This is a genomic window from Peribacillus sp. JNUCC 23, assembly GCF_053653995.1.
This window is the reverse complement of sequence record NZ_CM132202.1, coordinates 105,002-121,324: the sequence shown is the minus strand read 5'-3', so window position 1 is coordinate 121,324 and position 16,323 is coordinate 105,002. Positions and strand designations below refer to the sequence as shown.

The window sequence follows — 16,323 nt, the reverse complement described above, 5'->3', positions numbered from 1 at the left end:
TTATAAGGTTCCATTTGCCTCTTGGAAAAAGTGTAATTCCATAGACAAAAAGAAAATGGTTTTTGTTTTAAAAACCACAATTTTTCATAAAACGAACTATTATTTATATATTTTTTCCAATTAAACCACTTTTTATACACATTCAGTATAAAAATTGCATAGTTAAGGAATTATATATTTGCATTATACAATACTAACATAGCGGAAAAACTGAGTCAATTTTTTTTAGATACAAGTATATAATAACCCTTTTTCTTTACAGCCGTCTTAACATTCCCAAAAACCTGTTCCATCTTATCCATCGCAGACGGAGCACCTTGCTTTTTCTGAATGACAACCCATAACTCGCCGCCATCTGTCAATTTTGCATGACTTTTTTCTAAAATACCGTGAACGACTGTTTTCCCCGCACGGATAGGCGGGTTAGTCAGTATTGCTGCAAATTGATCGAATTCAACACTGTCCAATTGATCACTTTCATAAATACTTACATTAGCAATTCCATTTGATTTCGCATTATCTTTTGCAAGATCCACTGCACGACTATTAATATCTATCAATTCTATTGTTCTTTCAGGGAAAGATGCAGCAATGGAAAGCCCAATCGGACCATATCCACAACCCACATCTAAAATACTTCCCTTAATCTCTTCATCAAGAGTAAAGGTTTCAATTAATAAGCGCGATCCGAAATCAATGTCTTTTTTCGAGAACACTCCATTGTCACTTTTGAAGCGAAACGAGCGTCCTCTTAGAGTGTAGTCCCAAAATTTCGGATTGCTTTCAACATCCGGTTTTTGTGAGTAGTAATGATCTGCCAGAGTCATCTCCTCCTATCAGAAAAGATTAATTGAAGAATTTCGAGAGAAGATTTGTGAAGATTAGAAGCTTACTGTTTCAAAAGTAAGAGAAAAAAAGCCCGCCATAATAGCGAGCTTTTTAACAAGAAAGATTACTTAACTTCAACGCCAGCTCCAACTTCTTCAAGTTTAGCTTTGAATTCTTCAGCTTCTTCTTTAGATACGCCTTCTTTGATTGCTTTAGGAGTGTTATCAACAACTTCTTTCGCTTCTTTAAGACCAAGTCCTGTGATTTCACGAACAGCTTTGATAACTTTGATTTTTTGGTCGCCTGCAGAAGTAAGAATAACATCAAACTCAGTTTGTTCTTCAGCAGCAGCGCCACCAGCAGCAGCTACAGCTACAGGAGCAGCAGCAGTTACGCCAAATTCTTCTTCGATTGCTTTAACTAGGTCGTTTAGTTCTAAAACAGTCATAGTTTTAACTGCTTCAATGATTTGATCTTTAGTCATTGTATATTTCCTCCTAGGGTTTTGTTTTAGTTTTTGTTACCAAGGGCTAAGTGTTAACTTACGCTCCTTGTTCTTCTTTTTGATCTGCCACAGCTTTTGTAGCAAGAGCAAGATTGCGAATAGGTGCTTGTAGCACGCTGAGTAGCATTGAAAGTAGACCTTCGCGTGATGGAAGTTCTGCAAGAGCTTTAATTTCTTCAGCCGTTGCAACGTTTCCTTCGATAACTCCAGCTTTAATTTCTAATGCTTCATGTTTTTTCGCGAAATCGTTAAGGATTTTCGCAGGAGCAATAACATCTTCAGTTGAGAATGCAATTGCGTTCGGGCCAGTCAATGATTCATTTAAAGCAACTAATTCAGCAGCTTCAACAGCACGACGAGTCATAGAGTTTTTGTAAACCTTGAACTCAACGCCTGCTTCACGAAGTTGTTTACGAAGTTCTGTTAATTCTGAAACAGATAATCCGCGGTAGTCAACAACAACAGTTGATTGGCTAGCTTTGAATTTCTCAGTAATCTCATTAACAATTTGAACCTTTTGTTCGATAATGGCGCTCATCCTTACACCTCCTATTAGATTTGCTTGAAAACATTTATACCGGTCAAAGATAAAGCCTCCACATCTTGCAGACGAGGAGGCAGTAATTTGAAAGTCATAGTCATGGACTATTTTATCGAATTACCTCGGCAGGAAATTAAGCTCAATTTTTGAGCACCTACTGTCTACGGTACAAATGATATTCTTTTATATTAACAAAACAGATTATAGCAATAATCGTTTCATATTGTCAAATGTTAATTTTTTACACTGAATGAAGAAGGATCAACCTTAACACCAGGGCCCATTGTAGTCGTTACAGAAACATTCTTCATGTAAGTTCCTTTAGCTGCCGCAGGTTTTACTTTCATTAACGTATCATAGATCGTTGTAAAGTTTTCAACCAATTTGCTGTCTTCGAAAGAAGCTTTACCAATTGGAGCGTGAATAATACCTGTTTTGTCAACGCGGTATTCAACTTTACCAGCTTTGATTTCATTAACTGCTTTCGTTACATCAAATGTAACTGTACCAGTTTTCGGGTTCGGCATTAGACCTTTTGGTCCTAATACTCGTCCTAATTTACCAACTTCACCCATCATATCTGGAGTAGCAACGATCACATCGAATTCAAACCAACCTTGTTGGATTTTGTTGATGTATTCTGAATCTCCAACATAATCAGCGCCTGCTGCTTCAGCTTCTTTAACTTTTTCGCCTTTAGCAAAAACTAATACACGTTGAGTTTTACCAGTTCCGTTTGGAAGCACAACTGCTCCACGGATTTGTTGATCAGCTTTCTTAGGGTCAACGCCTAAACGGAAAGCAACTTCAACTGTTGCATCAAATTTTACAAAGCTAGTTTTTTTAGCAAGTTCTACAGCTTCTGTTACTGAATATGCTTTAGTACGGTCAATTAATTGTACCGCTTCAAGATATTTTTTACCTTTATTAGCCATGATATAAAATCCTCCTATATTGTGGTTTTAACGGAATAACCTCCCACGAATAAAGGTTGCGAGTATGAATCGCAACCCCGTAGAAACGAATAACTGTTTAGATGGGATTAATCTTCGATGACAATACCCATGCTGCGTGCTGTACCTTCAACCATACGCATTGCAGACTCAACGTTTGCTGCGTTTAGATCAGGCATTTTTGTTTCTGCAATCTCGCGTACTTTATCGCGTTTGACTGTAGCAACTTTATTACGGTTAGGTTCACCAGAACCAGACTCAATTCCAGCTGCAACTTTAAGCAATACTGCAGCAGGTGGAGTTTTTGTTACGAATGTAAATGAACGGTCTTCAAATACCGTAATTTCAACAGGAATAATTAGACCAGCTTGATCTGCTGTACGAGCGTTGAACTCCTTACAGAATCCCATGATGTTAACACCAGCTTGACCTAGTGCAGGACCAACCGGCGGTGCCGGATTCGCTTTCCCAGCAGGAATTTGCAATTTAACCATTTTAATTACTTTTTTAGCCACGAGACACACCTCCTTATAAGTCTAAGTCCGTGATGTGGTAATAGGGGTATACCCTCCCACTCATCTTAAATTCTTTAATTAAATAAAGAATGTTGTATCATTTAGGTCTCATAATAGAAACATACTGACCTTTGAAATTTTACCACTTTCCAACATTGATTTCAAGTTTTTTCAGATTATATTTTTTCCACCTGATTAAAGTCGAGTTCAACCGGGGTATCTCTACCGAACATATTGACAAGCACCCGTACTTTACCTTTGTCCTTATCCAATTCTTCGATAACTCCCGTAAAATCGGAGAAAGGACCTTCCTTAACCGTTACGGTGTCACCTAATTCGAAATCTACTTCGATCCGCTGTTCATCAACACCCATGCGTTTCAGAACGACTTCAATTTCTTCAGGTAGTAAAGCAGTTGGTTTCGAACCAGCCCCAGAAGAACCTACAAACCCTGTTACTCCGGGTGTATTACGAACTACATACCAAGAGTCATCCGTCATAATAATCTCTACAAGCACATACCCTGGAAATACCTTCTTCTTTAAAACTTTTTTCTTACCATCTTTAATTTCTGTTTCTTCTTCTTCAGGGACAACGACGCGGAATATCTTATCTTGCATCGCCATTGTCTCGACACGTTTCTCAAGATTCGCTTTTACTTTATTCTCATATCCTGAGTATGTGTGTACAACATACCAATTTTTCTCCATATCATTAGGACTAAATCGCCCTTCCCTCCCCGTAACTTTTTTGACACCATTTTTCATTTTGCACAAAAAAACTCGAGAAGCCGTCACTGACTTCTGGAGACATTACTTTTTAAGAAAAGCGCAAGCGCCTTGTTTCACCCGAAAGCGAGTATGTGTCAAATAAGCTGTATGGAAAGAATCATTTTCAGTCCATCCAATTACTTGTCTATTGACTATCGAGGTCAGTTCACTTTCGCTAAGCATCAAAACCCTTAGAAAAACCAATACTTTCTTAATCTTAAAAAAGACAAATTAAAAAACCCGTTTCCGGGCTTTTTGCTGTTGTTTATCATTCTAGCACTATTATAGCTTATTTTCGAATCTCTTATTCAATAACAAGACGAATTAGTTCAGATATGCCTAAATCTACTACAGCAAAGAACACTGCCATAACGACAACAGTTGAAAGCACAACAACCGTATATCTTGTAAGCTCTTTTCTTTTAGGCCAGCTTACTTTTCTCATCTCTCTGGCAACACCACGGAAAAATTCGGTTATGCGATTCATGAATGTAACCTCCAACCAATTAGGTAGCTTCTGTCAATCTATTTAAACAGTTACTTTGTTTCTTTATGCATGGTATGGGCATTGCAAGTACTACAGAATTTCTTAATTTCCAGACGTTCTACACTTGCTGTTTTATTGCTTTCAGAAGAGTAATTTCTTGAACCACAATCCGTACAAGCGAGGATTAACTTTTTTCTCATCATTTCCACACCTATCTATCTCTACATCGTTAAAACTTTATCATGGCTGTTACTTATTGTCAATAAACAATAAGCCTAAATACCGCATGCATACAAGGGTTTATAGGGTAATCTCTCTCACTTCCAAATACCGTTCAAGTTTTCTCTTGACTCGTTGAAGAGCATTGTCAATTGACTTTACGTGTCGGTTTAATTCCTCTGAAATTTCCTGATAAGATTGTCCATCAAGATAAAGTGCAAGAACCTTTCTTTCTAAATCACTCAATAATTCCGCCATTTTTAATTCGATGTCGTCAAATTCTTCCTGATTTATGAACAGTTCTTCGGGATTTAAAACTTTTGCTCCAGAAATAACGTCCATAAGCGTGCGATCTGATTCTTCATCATAGATAGGCTTGTCCAAAGAAACATATGAGTTTAAGGGGATGTGTTTTTGTCTTGTTGCTGTTTTAATCGCTGTAATGATTTGTCTTGTAATACAAAGCTCTGCAAATGCTTTAAATGATGACAGTTTATCTCCTTTGAAATCACGAATTGCCTTATATAAACCTATCATACCTTCTTGCACAATATCTTCTTTATCAGCACCGATTAAAAAATAGGTTCTAGCTTTAGCTCTTACAAAGTTACGGTATTTTTGGATTAGATAATCCAAAGCCTCACTGTCTCCTTTATGCACATAATCCACAAGCACGTCATCATCAAACTGGCCATAATCCTCATTCACTTTTATTCCGAAGTTGGACCCCACATTTTATCCCCCTGACCGTACACATAGTTAGCAATATTATACAGTAGGTGAAAATTACTCGTCAACAGCTCAAAACTTCCCCCGACGCCATTTTTCAAAAATTTCTGCCACTTCATCTGTTAAATCAATCTTGGAATTTTGTTTGGATTTTGTCGTTTTGTCAAGCTTTTTGTCAATTTCAATTTCTATATGTTCCATTTCTATTAATAGCTCACGTGCAGATTTCCGTAAAGCTCCTTGCCCAAAAACCACCCATTGTTCAGTAAAATCAGAGGTTGCCACATAAATCTGCGTTTTAATATTATTTAAAAGGCTAGCCATTTTTTCAATCCGTTCATCCGCGGATTCATTTTCTCTTGTAAAAATAATTTCCACCTTAAAATTTTTATATTTACGCTCAATTCCCTGAACAAAATGGGCATCAAACACGACTATGACTCTGTAACCTGAAAAAGCTTGATATTCTGCCATCTTCTCAATCAGGCGATCACGCGCTTCTGATAAATTGTGTTCCTTTAATTCTCTTAGTTCCGGCCAAGCTCCAATAATGTTATAACCGTCTACCAACAGAATATTCATTACCTATTCCCCTAAAGGATTTCTTTTTCGATAAACCTCATACATCAACAAACCTGCTGCAACAGATGCATTCAAAGAAGTTACCTTTCCAATCATTGGCATACGAATAAGGAAATCACATTTATCTTTAATAAGGCGGCCCATTCCCTTTCCTTCACTGCCAATTACGAGACCTATCGGCATCTTACCGTCCATGTTTCGGTAATCATCTTTGCCCAATGCATCGGTACCAACAATCCAGACCCCGCGTTCTTTCAATTCATCAATCGTTCTAGACATATTTGTAACTCTGGCAACAGGGATGTATTCGATGGCTCCTGTTGATGATTTTGCTACAGTTGCAGTTAAACCCACGGCTCTACGTTTCGGAATAATAATTCCATGAGCTCCTACTGCATCAGCTGTACGCATGATCGATCCAAGATTATGAGGATCTTCAATTTCATCTAATAATATAAAAAAGGGAGCTTCATCACGAGACTCTGCCACAGCAAATAGATCATCTAATTCTGCATATGTATACGCAGCTACCTGGGCAACAACCCCTTGATGAATGCCTTCTGTCATTTGATCAATCTTTTTCTTCGGGACAAAATTAACGAATATATTCCGCTCTTTTGCTAGTGCAATAATCTGCTGCATTGTACCTTTTTGCGACCCTTCAGCAATCCATATTTTATTCATATCACGCTCAGACCGCAATGCTTCAAGTACAGGGTTCTTTCCAATAATATATTCCTCACTCATAAGCTCATCTCCCTTTTTCTTCTTCAATAAATTGTATCGATTGATCGATAAGAACTTCTAATCTCTCATTGTTCCCTGATAAGTATACATAGCCCATTAAAGCTTCAAACGCTGTGCCATATCGATAAGTTTGAACATCTGTATTCTTAGGTACACTACCTGATTTAGCGTTCCGTCCGCGCCTTACCACAGCTCGTTCTTCCTCTGTTAATTGATTGTTTTCGATAAAGAAATGGATGATTTTACTTTGTGCTTTTGCTGATACGAAAGAAGTTGCTTCTTTATGAAGCAGATGCGGCTTCACTGCACCTTTTTTCAGAAGATGATGCCGTATATACGTTTCATATATGGCATCACCCATGTAAGCAAGAGCAAGGCTGTTCACCATTTTTTCATCGACTTTCTTCTCATATTGCATATTGCTTATCCTCTTTTCCATCTTGTACCTTGAGGTGTATCTTCGAGAATAATATTTACATTTTTTAACCGGTCACGAATGTCATCTGAAAGCTTAAAGTTCCTGTCTTTACGTGCTTGAATGCGCTGCTGAATCAACACTTCAATTTCTTCATCCAACAAGGCTTCTTCTTCTAGAGTCAAACCAAGAACGGACGTTAACGTTTTAAACTCTTTGATGAATTTCTCAATCACATTCTGATCTGTATTGTTTTCCATCAGATAGTAATTGGCTTGCTTGGAAAGTTCAAACAAGACAGAGATTGCATTAGCTGTATTAAAGTCATCGTCCATTTCACGGGTGAATTCATCATGTAAGTCCGTAATTTTCTTCAACCATAAGCCATCGTTATCCGTTAATCCCGTGCTTGAATCTAAACGATGCTTTAAGTTTTGAAAAGATGTTTTCAAACGGTCAAATGCCGCTTTTGTCTTCTCAAGTACTTCTTCGCTATAATTGATCGGGTGGCGATAATGAACAGATAACATGAAAAATCTCAATACTTGTGGATCATGATGCTGAATAATGTCATGTACAAGGACAAAATTCCCTAGAGATTTCGACATTTTTTCATTATCTATATTTATATAGCCATTATGCATCCAGTACTTCGCAAACGTTCTCCCTGTCAATGCTTCTGATTGGGCAATTTCATTTTCATGGTGTGGGAATGTTAAATCTTGCCCACCTGCATGAATATCAATTGTATCACCGAGGTATTTCTTCGCCATTGCGGAACATTCAATATGCCAACCCGGACGGCCATTTCCCCATGGAGACTCCCAAGAAATTTCGCCTTCCTTCGCTGTTTTCCACAAGGCAAAGTCTAAAGCGTCTTGTTTCCTATCCCCCACTTCAATTCTTGAGCCAATGCGCAGTTCATCAATGGACTGATGTGAAAGCTTACCATACGAGTCGAATTTACGAGTACGGAAATAGACATCCCCTTCAGATTCATATGCATATCCTTTTTCAATCAATGCAGCAACAAAGTCAATAATCGTATCCATATTCTCCATTACAGTCGGATGTTTATCTGCCTTTTTGCAGCCTAACGCTGAGACATCTTCAAAATAGGCGTTAATAAATCGTTCTGCAATCGTCGGAACATCTTCCCCTAATTCCTTTGCAGCTTTAATTAATTTATCATCTACGTCTGTGAAATTTGAAACAAAGTTCACATCGTAACCGCTAAACTTAAGATAATTGCGAACAGTATCAAACACGATGGCAGGGCGAGCGTTGCCAATATGAATATAGTTGTATACGGTAGGTCCGCAAACGTACATCTTAACCTTACCTTCTTCTAATGGAATAAATTCTTCCTTCTGCCGGGTTACAGTATTATAAATTTTAATAGTCATATTCTTTTCTCCTTTCTTCCTTCAACACATACAATTCCGCTTTCATATCCAACAGTTCCTTTTCCAATTCTATAATGCGGTCTGCAATAGGGTCAGGAAGGTCTGTGTGGTTTAAATCTTTACTTATTCTTACCCCATCCTGAATGACGACTTTTCCTGGAATACCAACAACAGTCGAATTTGGAGGAACTTCTTTCAATACAACTGAACCTGCGCCGATTTTGGAATTTTCTCCAATTTCAATGGATCCCAAAACCTTAGCACCTGTAGCAATTAATACATTATCTTTAATCGTGGGATGCCTTTTTCCTTTTTCTTTTCCTGTTCCTCCAAGTGTAACACCTTGGAATACAGATACATTATCTCCAATTTCACAAGTTTCACCAATCACGATCCCCATTCCATGATCAATAAAAAAACGATTCCCAATTTGCGCACCTGGATGAATTTCAACACCAGTAAAAAAGCGGCTAATTTGTGAAATAGTTCTTGCAATGAAAAAGAATTTACGTTTATAAAAGGCATGGGCCAGTCGATGACTCCAAATTGCATGCAATCCAGCATATGTCAAAATAACTTCTAGATAACTACGTGCAGCAGGATCCTGGTCAAATATGACCTCTAAATCTTCCTTGAATAGTTTAAACACCGTTGTTACCTCCTATATATCCCTTCTATTCTTTTCTATTTAGCATGATGTAATGGATCAGTGTGATCTTTTCTAGCTACCTGTGAACTTGCTAAACATTCTCCACATGAACGATGTTTCCGTTTACTCAATAAAAAAACGCCTCTGTCCAATAGACAGAGACGCTTTGTCAGCGCGGTTCCACTCTGTTTGAAATGTTCAGCGAATCGCTTCCGTTTCCAACTTATTTCCCGATAACGGAGGAAATTCCGCCTTTGCCTACTATCAGTTAGTTCAACAAAGGGCTCCAGGGTGCATTTCAGGAAATGAGGGGCTTAAACCACTTTCAGCAGGTTATGGTTCTCTCTTTCAAGCATCATTTTCTTACTTCTCCCTATCTACGCGTTTTTTAGCTAATAATTATCTAATACTATATTACATTTCCAACAAATTGTTAACTTAAAATGCTCTCTACACGCTGTTTTATTTTTTTCTTCCCTAAAAGCGCAATAGCTTTCGGTAGATCAGGCCCGTGTGTTTGCCCTGTAACTGCTGCACGAATCGGCATAAAAAGTTTTTTCCCTTTTTGTCCTGTACTTTTTTGAACGGCTTTAATGGCCTTCTTAATTTCGTCAGCGGTAAATGTTTCAAGGGTATCGAGTTCTTGAAGGAATGCTTGCATAACCTCTGGCACTTGCTCTTCTGCAAGTACCTCTTTTGCTTCTCCTTCAAAATCCAGTTCTTCCTTAAAGAATAGTTGTGATAGTTCAACGATTTCCGCACCAAAGCTCATTTGTTCTTGATACAAATCAACTAATTGATAGACCCATTTAGCTTCTTCTTCGCTTAGCTCAGCAGATACTTTCCCTGCTTTTACAAGATGAGGCAGTGATAAATCTACAGCACGGCTGACATCAAGTTGTTTCACATATTGATTGTTCATCCATGTTAGCTTCTGCGTGTCAAATAATGCCGGTGATTTCGACAAACGGTCTGCATCAAACATTTTGATAAACTCTTCTTTTGAAAAAATTTCTTCTTCACCGCTCGGAGACCAACCCAATAATGTAATGAAATTGAATAACGCTTCTGGCAAATACCCTAATTCTTCATATTGCTCAATAAATTGAATAATTGATTCATCGCGTTTACTTAATTTCTTGCGGCTCTCATTAACGATAAGAGTCATATGCCCAAACATAGGGGGCTCCCAACCAAATGCTTCATAAATCATCAATTGTTTTGGCGTGTTCGAAATATGATCATCGCCACGAAGTACATGTGAGATTTTCATCAAGTGATCATCTACTGCCACCGCAAAATTATATGTAGGAATCCCGTCCTTTTTCACAATAACAAAGTCGCCAATCCCTTCCGCTTCAAAGGACACGTCATCTTTAACCATATCTTTAAACGTGAAGACCTTGTCGGATGGAACTGCAAAGCGAATGCTAGGCTTTCTTCCCTCTGCTTCTAACTTACTCCGGTCTTCTTCTGTCAAATGACGGCATTTCCCTGAATATTTCGGGGTTTCATTACGAGCAAGCTGTTCCTCGCGCTCTGCTTCAATTTCTTCTTCGGTACAATAACATTTATATGCCAAGCCTTTTTCGAGTAGCTCTTCATACAAATCTTTGTAGATATCATTTCGCTCAGATTGACGGTAAGGCCCAAATTCTCCACCAATATCAACGCTTTCGTCCCACTCAATCCCAAGCCATTTTAAATATTGAAGCTGACTCTCTTCTCCACCTTCAATATTCCGCTTTTGATCTGTATCTTCAATCCGGATAATAAACTTCCCGCCTTGATTTCGTGCAAACAAATAATTAAACAAAGCCGTACGTGCGTTACCTATATGTAAATGCCCTGTTGGACTAGGTGCATATCTAACTCGAATGTCACTGCTCATATCTGACTCCTCCTAATGAATACATTCCATACGTCACTTCATAATCCCAGATTGGCCTAACCATGTGGGTTGTCTCGTTTTATTTTACCATCAATAGGTCATTGAATAAAGTATCTCTTGGCGGTTACTCCGCTTTCACTAAGAGTACAGCAACTTGTGCAGCAATTCCTTCTCCACGACCAGTAAAACCAAGCTTTTCCGTTGTCGTTGCTTTCACATTGATTTGATCCACGGAAGCTTCCAGCAACTCGGCTACTCTTGCTTTTATTTTTTCATTATAGGGGGCCATTTTAGGACTTTGGGCTATGATCGTACAATCCGCATTTCCAAGTACATACCCTTCCTTTTTCACAATCGCCCATACGTGTTGAAGTAGCTTCGCTGAATCGGCATCTTTATACTCCGGATCTGTATCTGGGAAGTGCCTTCCAATATCCCCTGCCCCAATAGCACCAAGACATGCATCGGCTACTGTATGAAGTAATACATCCGCATCTGAATGGCCAAGTAAGCCTTTTTCATGAGGAATTGTAACTCCACCAATAATCAATGGCCTTCCTTCTACCAACTGATGAACATCAAATCCTTGTCCAACTCTAAACATCATTTCATCTCTCCTTCTTCACCTTTTATTTTTATGTAAAATTGCTTCCGCAAAATATAAATCTTCTTGAGTCGTAATCTTAATGTTATCATAATTGCCTTCAATAATTACAACAGGTTGCCCCATTCGTTCAAGAAGACTAGCATCATCTGTACCTAAATAATTGGCTTTCTCTGCATCTTCATGTGCCTTTTTTAAAATGGACACACGAAAAGCCTGTGGTGTTTGGACTGCCCACAAGCTAGATCGCTCCACGGTTTCTATAACCATACTATCTTTCACTTTTTTTATTGTATCCTTAACAGGGACCGCAACTATTGCCCCACCATGAGTGAATGCTGCTTCTGTTAACCGTTTAATAAGCAAATGGTCAATAAACGGCCTTGCTCCATCGTGAACTAGCACAAGGCCATCTTCCTTGATTTCTTTCAATCCGTTAAACACGCTTTGCTGACGCTCTTTACCACCAGGAACAAGCTTAATCGTCTTTTTTATCTCATACTTCTTAATTAGGCTTGTGAAAATGGCTGCTTCTTCAGGATTAATTGTTAGGATAATCCGCTTACAGGCAGGGTCACGATCAAATACTTGTAGTGTATAAACAATAATAGGGGTTTCTATCAGCTCGATAAATAACTTATTCTTTCCAGCCTTCATTCTTTTCCCTTGTCCTGCTGCTGGTATAACTACTTCATAAAACATGCCGGCCTCTCCTTGTTACACTATAAGACTCTGTTTCCTCCTATAATGCTTTTTCTAATAATTTAGGCTTTGCAAAAATCATACGACCCGCAGATGTTTGAAGGACACTCGTTACTAATACATCGATCCGCTTGCCGATATAATCTCTTCCACCTTCAACAACAATCATCGTTCCATCGTCGAGATAAGCAATGCCTTGATTCTGCTCTTTCCCATCTTTAATGACTTGTACACTCATTTCTTCCCCTGGTAGTACAACAGGCTTGACTGCATTTGCTAAATCATTAATATTCAACACAGGTACACCTTGAAATTCACACACTTTATTGAGGTTAAAATCATTTGTAACAACAACACCGTTGGAAACTTTCGCAAGCTTAACTAATTTGCTATCTACCTCTTGAATATCCTCAAAATCCCCTTCATATATTTCTACCTTAATCGATAATTCCTTTTGAATGCGATTAAGGATATCCAACCCTCGACGGCCACGATTTCTTTTTAACGCGTCTGAGGAATCAGCAATATGTTGAAGCTCTGCCAAAACGAATTGTGGGATGACAATCACGCCTTCTAAAAATCCCGTCTGGCAAATATCCGCAATTCTCCCATCAATAATGACGCTTGTATCCAGTATTTTCATTTTTCGATTTTGTTCTTCTAACTCCTGTTCACTGTCTTGAATTTTCCTTTTCCCTGCTTTGGAGAATAAATTCAAGAATTCATCCCGCTTCTTAAATCCAACCTGAAAGCCGAGATACCCAAACAATAAAGTCAAAAGAATCGGTGCTACTGTATTTAGAATAGGTACTTGGATGGCATTGAGCGCTGAACCGATAATATAGGCAGCTAAGAGCCCCACGAGCAAGCCGATACTTCCGAAAACAATATCTGTAATCGGTGCCTTGACAAGCTGTTCCTCAAGCCACTTCATAAAATTAACGACATACTCTACAGCCCCAAAAGTAATAAGATAAAAAATGATGGCTCCTAAAATAGCAGTAACATAAGGGTTATTTATTAATGCAATATCATCTGCATGTACCATCGTCAATAGCCACGGAATTAACACAATGCCAAGTGTTCCCCCGACAATTAAGAAGCATGCTTGTATAATGCGTTTTAACATCCCTTCACCTCCCTTTATTCATTATTAACAAATATTATAATTCGAAACCTTGTTATTTAATATTTTGATAAGATTTCGCTATAAAATATAGATAACTTCCATACCTCAGCCTAGCATTCGCATATTGGAGTGTCAAAAATTATTCACCCCCCATTCACATTCTTTGCTCTGCAACAAGTTGTGTTTTCAGTAGCTTAAGACCCTCTTGAATTTTATTCGCCCGTACTTCTCCAATACCTTCAACATCGTCCAGCTCTTCAACAGAAGCCTGATAGATAGTAATAAAATTACTAAATTGATTGATAAGATTCTCTACAATCAAAAATGGCAATCTCGGAATTTTATGTAGAATTCGATACCCTCTCGGACTGATCGTTTCATCCAAATGAATGTAGCCATTATATCCAAGTACTTTTAACAAATTTCCTTCTTCAAACTTCTCCTGCTGGGCCAATTCGTGCAGCTTTTCTATTATTTCCTGTGGATGGTCTCCCTTCTGATTAATATAATCTTTTACAATCAGTTTTCCTTCACTTTCCAATTCAAAAAGCAGCTCATTCATTTGAAGACGGATTAATCTACCTTCTGTACCAAGCTCATTCAAATAATTCACTAACTCAATTTTTATTCTTAAAACCATAATATAGCGATGGAAGACCTGCAATAAATCTGTATAGGTCACCATATCCTCGAATTCAAGCAAACCAAGGTCATTAATACTTTGCTGCAAAACAATTTTATATTTTTCCAGCGTTTGTATCGCAAGATTCGCTTTTGCTAAAATAACAGCAATATCTTTAAGTACATATTGGAAACTCCCTTGATAGAGGGTAATGACATTTCTCCGCTGTGAAATCGCAATAACAAGTGATTTCGTTTCCCTTGCCACACGCTCAGCTGTTCTATGACGCATACCAGTTTCCTTGGATGGTACAGATGTGTCTGGTGCCAACTGTGCATTCGCAAGGATGATTTTATCCGCTTTTTCATTTAAAAGAATCGCACCGTCCATCTTTGCCAATTCATATAATGTGCTTGGTGTACAAGGAGAATTAATTTGAAATCCACCGTCAACTATGGATCTGACCTTCTCATTATCACCAACAACGATGAGTCCTCCTGTATTAGCACGTAAGACATTATCAATCCCTTCTCTTAATGGTGTACCTGGGGCAATCATGTGAAGGATTTCTAATTTTATCTTTTCAAACGCTTTTTTGTCTGTCATTTTTAGCCTCCTAGAGCATACTTAAGAGCTTCCGCAACGGTTGACACTCCGATAATTTCAATTCCTTTAGGTGCACTCCAACCACTGATATTATTAGCTGGAACAATCACCCGTTCAAAGCCAAGTTTAACCGCCTCCTGAACCCTTTGTTCAATTCTTGATACTCTTCTAACTTCACCTGTTAGTCCTACCTCTCCAATAATACAATCCGTAGGTTTCGTTGATTTGTCACGAAAGCTCGAAGCAATACTTACAGAAATAGCAAGGTCGATTGCAGGTTCATCCAGTTTTACTCCGCCCGCTACTTTTAGATAAGCATCTTGATTTTGTAAGAGTAAACCGACTCTTTTTTCTAAAACAGCCATCAAAAGCGATACTCGATTATGGTCAATTCCAGTTGCCATCCTTCGTGGGTTTCCAAAGCTTGTCGGAGATACGAGTGCTTGGATTTCCACAAGCACAGGTCGTGTTCCTTCCATAGAGGCAACGACTGTTGAACCAGCGGCACCTTGGGACCGTTCTTCGAGGAAAATTTCAGATGGATTTGCGACCTCTTCCAGGCCACTCTCTTTCATTTCAAAAATACCCATTTCATTTGTCGAACCAAAGCGATTCTTGACAGCTCGGATAATTCGATATGTATGATGTCTCTCTCCTTCGAAGTATAATACCGTATCTACCATATGCTCCAATAATCTAGGACCTGCAATTGCCCCTTCCTTCGTTACATGCCCAACAATAAAAATGGCAATTCCATTCGATTTTGCGATGCGCATTAAAGTAGCTGTACATTCCCTTACCTGTGATACACTTCCAGGGGCTGAGGTGACTTCCGACTGGTAGACCGTCTGAATGGAATCAATAATAACAAGGTCTGGATTCACTTCAGCAATCGCCTGCTGGATATAATCCATATCTGTTTCTGAATACACATATAAATGGTCAGATGTAACACCAAGTCGATCGGCACGTAACTTTGTTTGTTTAACAGACTCTTCTCCGGAAATATAGAGGACCTTCTTCTGCTTCTGTGCGAGTTGAGATGATACTTGTAGCAAAAGTGTTGACTTACCAATACCCGGATCACCACCGATTAAAACGAGTGACCCTTGAACAATCCCTCCACCTAATGCCCGGTTTAGCTCAGCTAAATCCGTAGCAATCCTTGGCTCTTGCAACGTTTCAATTGTTGTAATGGGTATTGCCTTTTGACGTTCTGCATTTCCCGTGATACCCTCTGAATGCGTAAAGGCTCCTCCACGTCTCTGTGGCTTCACAATTTCAACTTCCTCAACCATCTTGTTCCATTCGCCACAGCCTGGGCATTTCCCCATCCATTTTGCTGACTCATATCCACATGATTGACACATAAATTTTGTCTTTTTCTTTGTTGCCATAATAGCTTCCTCTCTTTTAGTAAAAT

At 38.7% G+C, this 16,323-nt stretch carries 20 protein-coding genes and 2 other annotated features; all 20 genes read right to left on the bottom strand.

Annotated features, from left to right (window positions below; genetic code table 11):
* Positions 1-215: 215 nt before the first annotated feature.
* Positions 216-821: a class I SAM-dependent methyltransferase gene (locus JNUCC23_RS00620; RefSeq protein WP_454215938.1), complete on the bottom strand. Its 606-nt coding sequence runs from the start codon at positions 819-821 to the stop codon at positions 216-218.
* Positions 822-952: 131 nt separating this feature from the next.
* Positions 953-1,312 (bottom strand): 50S ribosomal protein L7/L12, encoded by a 360-nt coding sequence (gene rplL, locus JNUCC23_RS00615; RefSeq protein ID WP_403077930.1) that lies wholly within the window; start codon positions 1,310-1,312, stop codon positions 953-955.
* 58 nt (positions 1,313-1,370) lie between these two features.
* Positions 1,371-1,871 (bottom strand): 50S ribosomal protein L10, encoded by a 501-nt coding sequence (rplJ, locus tag JNUCC23_RS00610; RefSeq protein WP_062187173.1) that lies wholly within the window; start codon positions 1,869-1,871, stop codon positions 1,371-1,373.
* A 39-nt stretch (positions 1,872-1,910) separates the two neighbouring features.
* Positions 1,911-2,059, bottom strand: a sequence feature (ribosomal protein L10 leader region).
* A gap of 48 nt (positions 2,060-2,107) precedes the next feature.
* Positions 2,108-2,809, bottom strand: a complete 702-nt coding sequence (gene rplA, locus JNUCC23_RS00605; RefSeq protein WP_062187172.1) for a 50S ribosomal protein L1 — start codon at positions 2,807-2,809, stop codon at positions 2,108-2,110.
* A gap of 107 nt (positions 2,810-2,916) precedes the next feature.
* Positions 2,917-3,342 carry a 50S ribosomal protein L11 gene (gene rplK / locus JNUCC23_RS00600; RefSeq protein WP_028390474.1) on the bottom strand — a complete coding sequence of 142 codons (426 nt, stop codon included), beginning with the start codon at positions 3,340-3,342 and terminating at the stop codon, positions 2,917-2,919.
* Positions 3,343-3,518: 176 nt separating this feature from the next.
* Positions 3,519-4,052, bottom strand: coding sequence for a transcription termination/antitermination protein NusG (gene nusG, locus JNUCC23_RS00595; protein ID WP_062187250.1), 534 nt, complete (start codon positions 4,050-4,052; stop codon positions 3,519-3,521).
* Positions 4,053-4,416: 364 nt separating this feature from the next.
* The gene (gene secE, locus JNUCC23_RS00590; protein WP_403077927.1) at positions 4,417-4,599 is read right to left on the bottom strand and encodes a preprotein translocase subunit SecE; all 183 of its coding nucleotides are present in this window, start codon (positions 4,597-4,599) and stop codon (positions 4,417-4,419) included.
* A 50-nt stretch (positions 4,600-4,649) separates the two neighbouring features.
* On the bottom strand, positions 4,650-4,799 hold the full coding sequence (rpmG, locus tag JNUCC23_RS00585; RefSeq protein WP_082675257.1) for a 50S ribosomal protein L33: 150 nt from the start codon (positions 4,797-4,799) through the stop codon (positions 4,650-4,652).
* Positions 4,800-4,899: 100 nt separating this feature from the next.
* Positions 4,900-5,550 carry an RNA polymerase sporulation sigma factor SigH gene (gene sigH, locus JNUCC23_RS00580; RefSeq protein WP_062187170.1) on the bottom strand — a complete coding sequence of 217 codons (651 nt, stop codon included), beginning with the start codon at positions 5,548-5,550 and terminating at the stop codon, positions 4,900-4,902.
* Between the two features lie 69 nt (positions 5,551-5,619).
* Entirely contained in the window at positions 5,620-6,129 is a 510-nt protein-coding gene (locus JNUCC23_RS00575; protein ID WP_454213756.1) for an NYN domain-containing protein, read from the bottom strand.
* 3 nt (positions 6,130-6,132) lie between these two features.
* Positions 6,133-6,876: a 23S rRNA (guanosine(2251)-2'-O)-methyltransferase RlmB gene (gene rlmB / locus JNUCC23_RS00570; protein ID WP_062187168.1), complete on the bottom strand. Its 744-nt coding sequence runs from the start codon at positions 6,874-6,876 to the stop codon at positions 6,133-6,135.
* A gap of 4 nt (positions 6,877-6,880) precedes the next feature.
* Positions 6,881-7,294, bottom strand: coding sequence for a Mini-ribonuclease 3 (locus JNUCC23_RS00565; protein ID WP_403077920.1), 414 nt, complete (start codon positions 7,292-7,294; stop codon positions 6,881-6,883).
* Positions 7,295-7,299: 5 nt separating this feature from the next.
* Entirely contained in the window at positions 7,300-8,697 is a 1,398-nt protein-coding gene (cysS, locus tag JNUCC23_RS00560; RefSeq protein ID WP_454213753.1) for a cysteine--tRNA ligase, read from the bottom strand.
* Positions 8,687-9,346, bottom strand: a complete 660-nt coding sequence (gene cysE, locus JNUCC23_RS00555) for a serine O-acetyltransferase (RefSeq protein WP_062187165.1) — start codon at positions 9,344-9,346, stop codon at positions 8,687-8,689. Before cysE ends, cysS begins: the two co-directional genes overlap by 11 nt.
* Before the next feature lie 154 nt (positions 9,347-9,500).
* Positions 9,501-9,735 (bottom strand) — a binding site (T-box leader).
* Between the two features lie 44 nt (positions 9,736-9,779).
* Positions 9,780-11,237: a glutamate--tRNA ligase gene (gene gltX, locus JNUCC23_RS00550; RefSeq protein ID WP_454213751.1), complete on the bottom strand. Its 1,458-nt coding sequence runs from the start codon at positions 11,235-11,237 to the stop codon at positions 9,780-9,782.
* A 124-nt stretch (positions 11,238-11,361) separates the two neighbouring features.
* Complete coding sequence (gene ispF, locus JNUCC23_RS00545; RefSeq protein ID WP_062187163.1) at positions 11,362-11,841, bottom strand: 2-C-methyl-D-erythritol 2,4-cyclodiphosphate synthase; 480 nt, start codon at positions 11,839-11,841, stop codon at positions 11,362-11,364.
* A gap of 18 nt (positions 11,842-11,859) precedes the next feature.
* Positions 11,860-12,543 (bottom strand): 2-C-methyl-D-erythritol 4-phosphate cytidylyltransferase, encoded by a 684-nt coding sequence (ispD, locus tag JNUCC23_RS00540; RefSeq protein ID WP_454213749.1) that lies wholly within the window; start codon positions 12,541-12,543, stop codon positions 11,860-11,862.
* Between the two features lie 40 nt (positions 12,544-12,583).
* Entirely contained in the window at positions 12,584-13,672 is a 1,089-nt protein-coding gene (locus JNUCC23_RS00535) for a PIN/TRAM domain-containing protein (protein WP_403077907.1), read from the bottom strand.
* Positions 13,673-13,826: 154 nt separating this feature from the next.
* On the bottom strand, positions 13,827-14,900 hold the full coding sequence (disA, locus tag JNUCC23_RS00530) for a DNA integrity scanning diadenylate cyclase DisA (RefSeq protein WP_403077905.1): 1,074 nt from the start codon (positions 14,898-14,900) through the stop codon (positions 13,827-13,829).
* Between the two features lie 2 nt (positions 14,901-14,902).
* Positions 14,903-16,297, bottom strand: coding sequence for a DNA repair protein RadA (gene radA / locus JNUCC23_RS00525; protein ID WP_403077903.1), 1,395 nt, complete (start codon positions 16,295-16,297; stop codon positions 14,903-14,905).
* Positions 16,298-16,323: the final 26 nt, after the last annotated feature.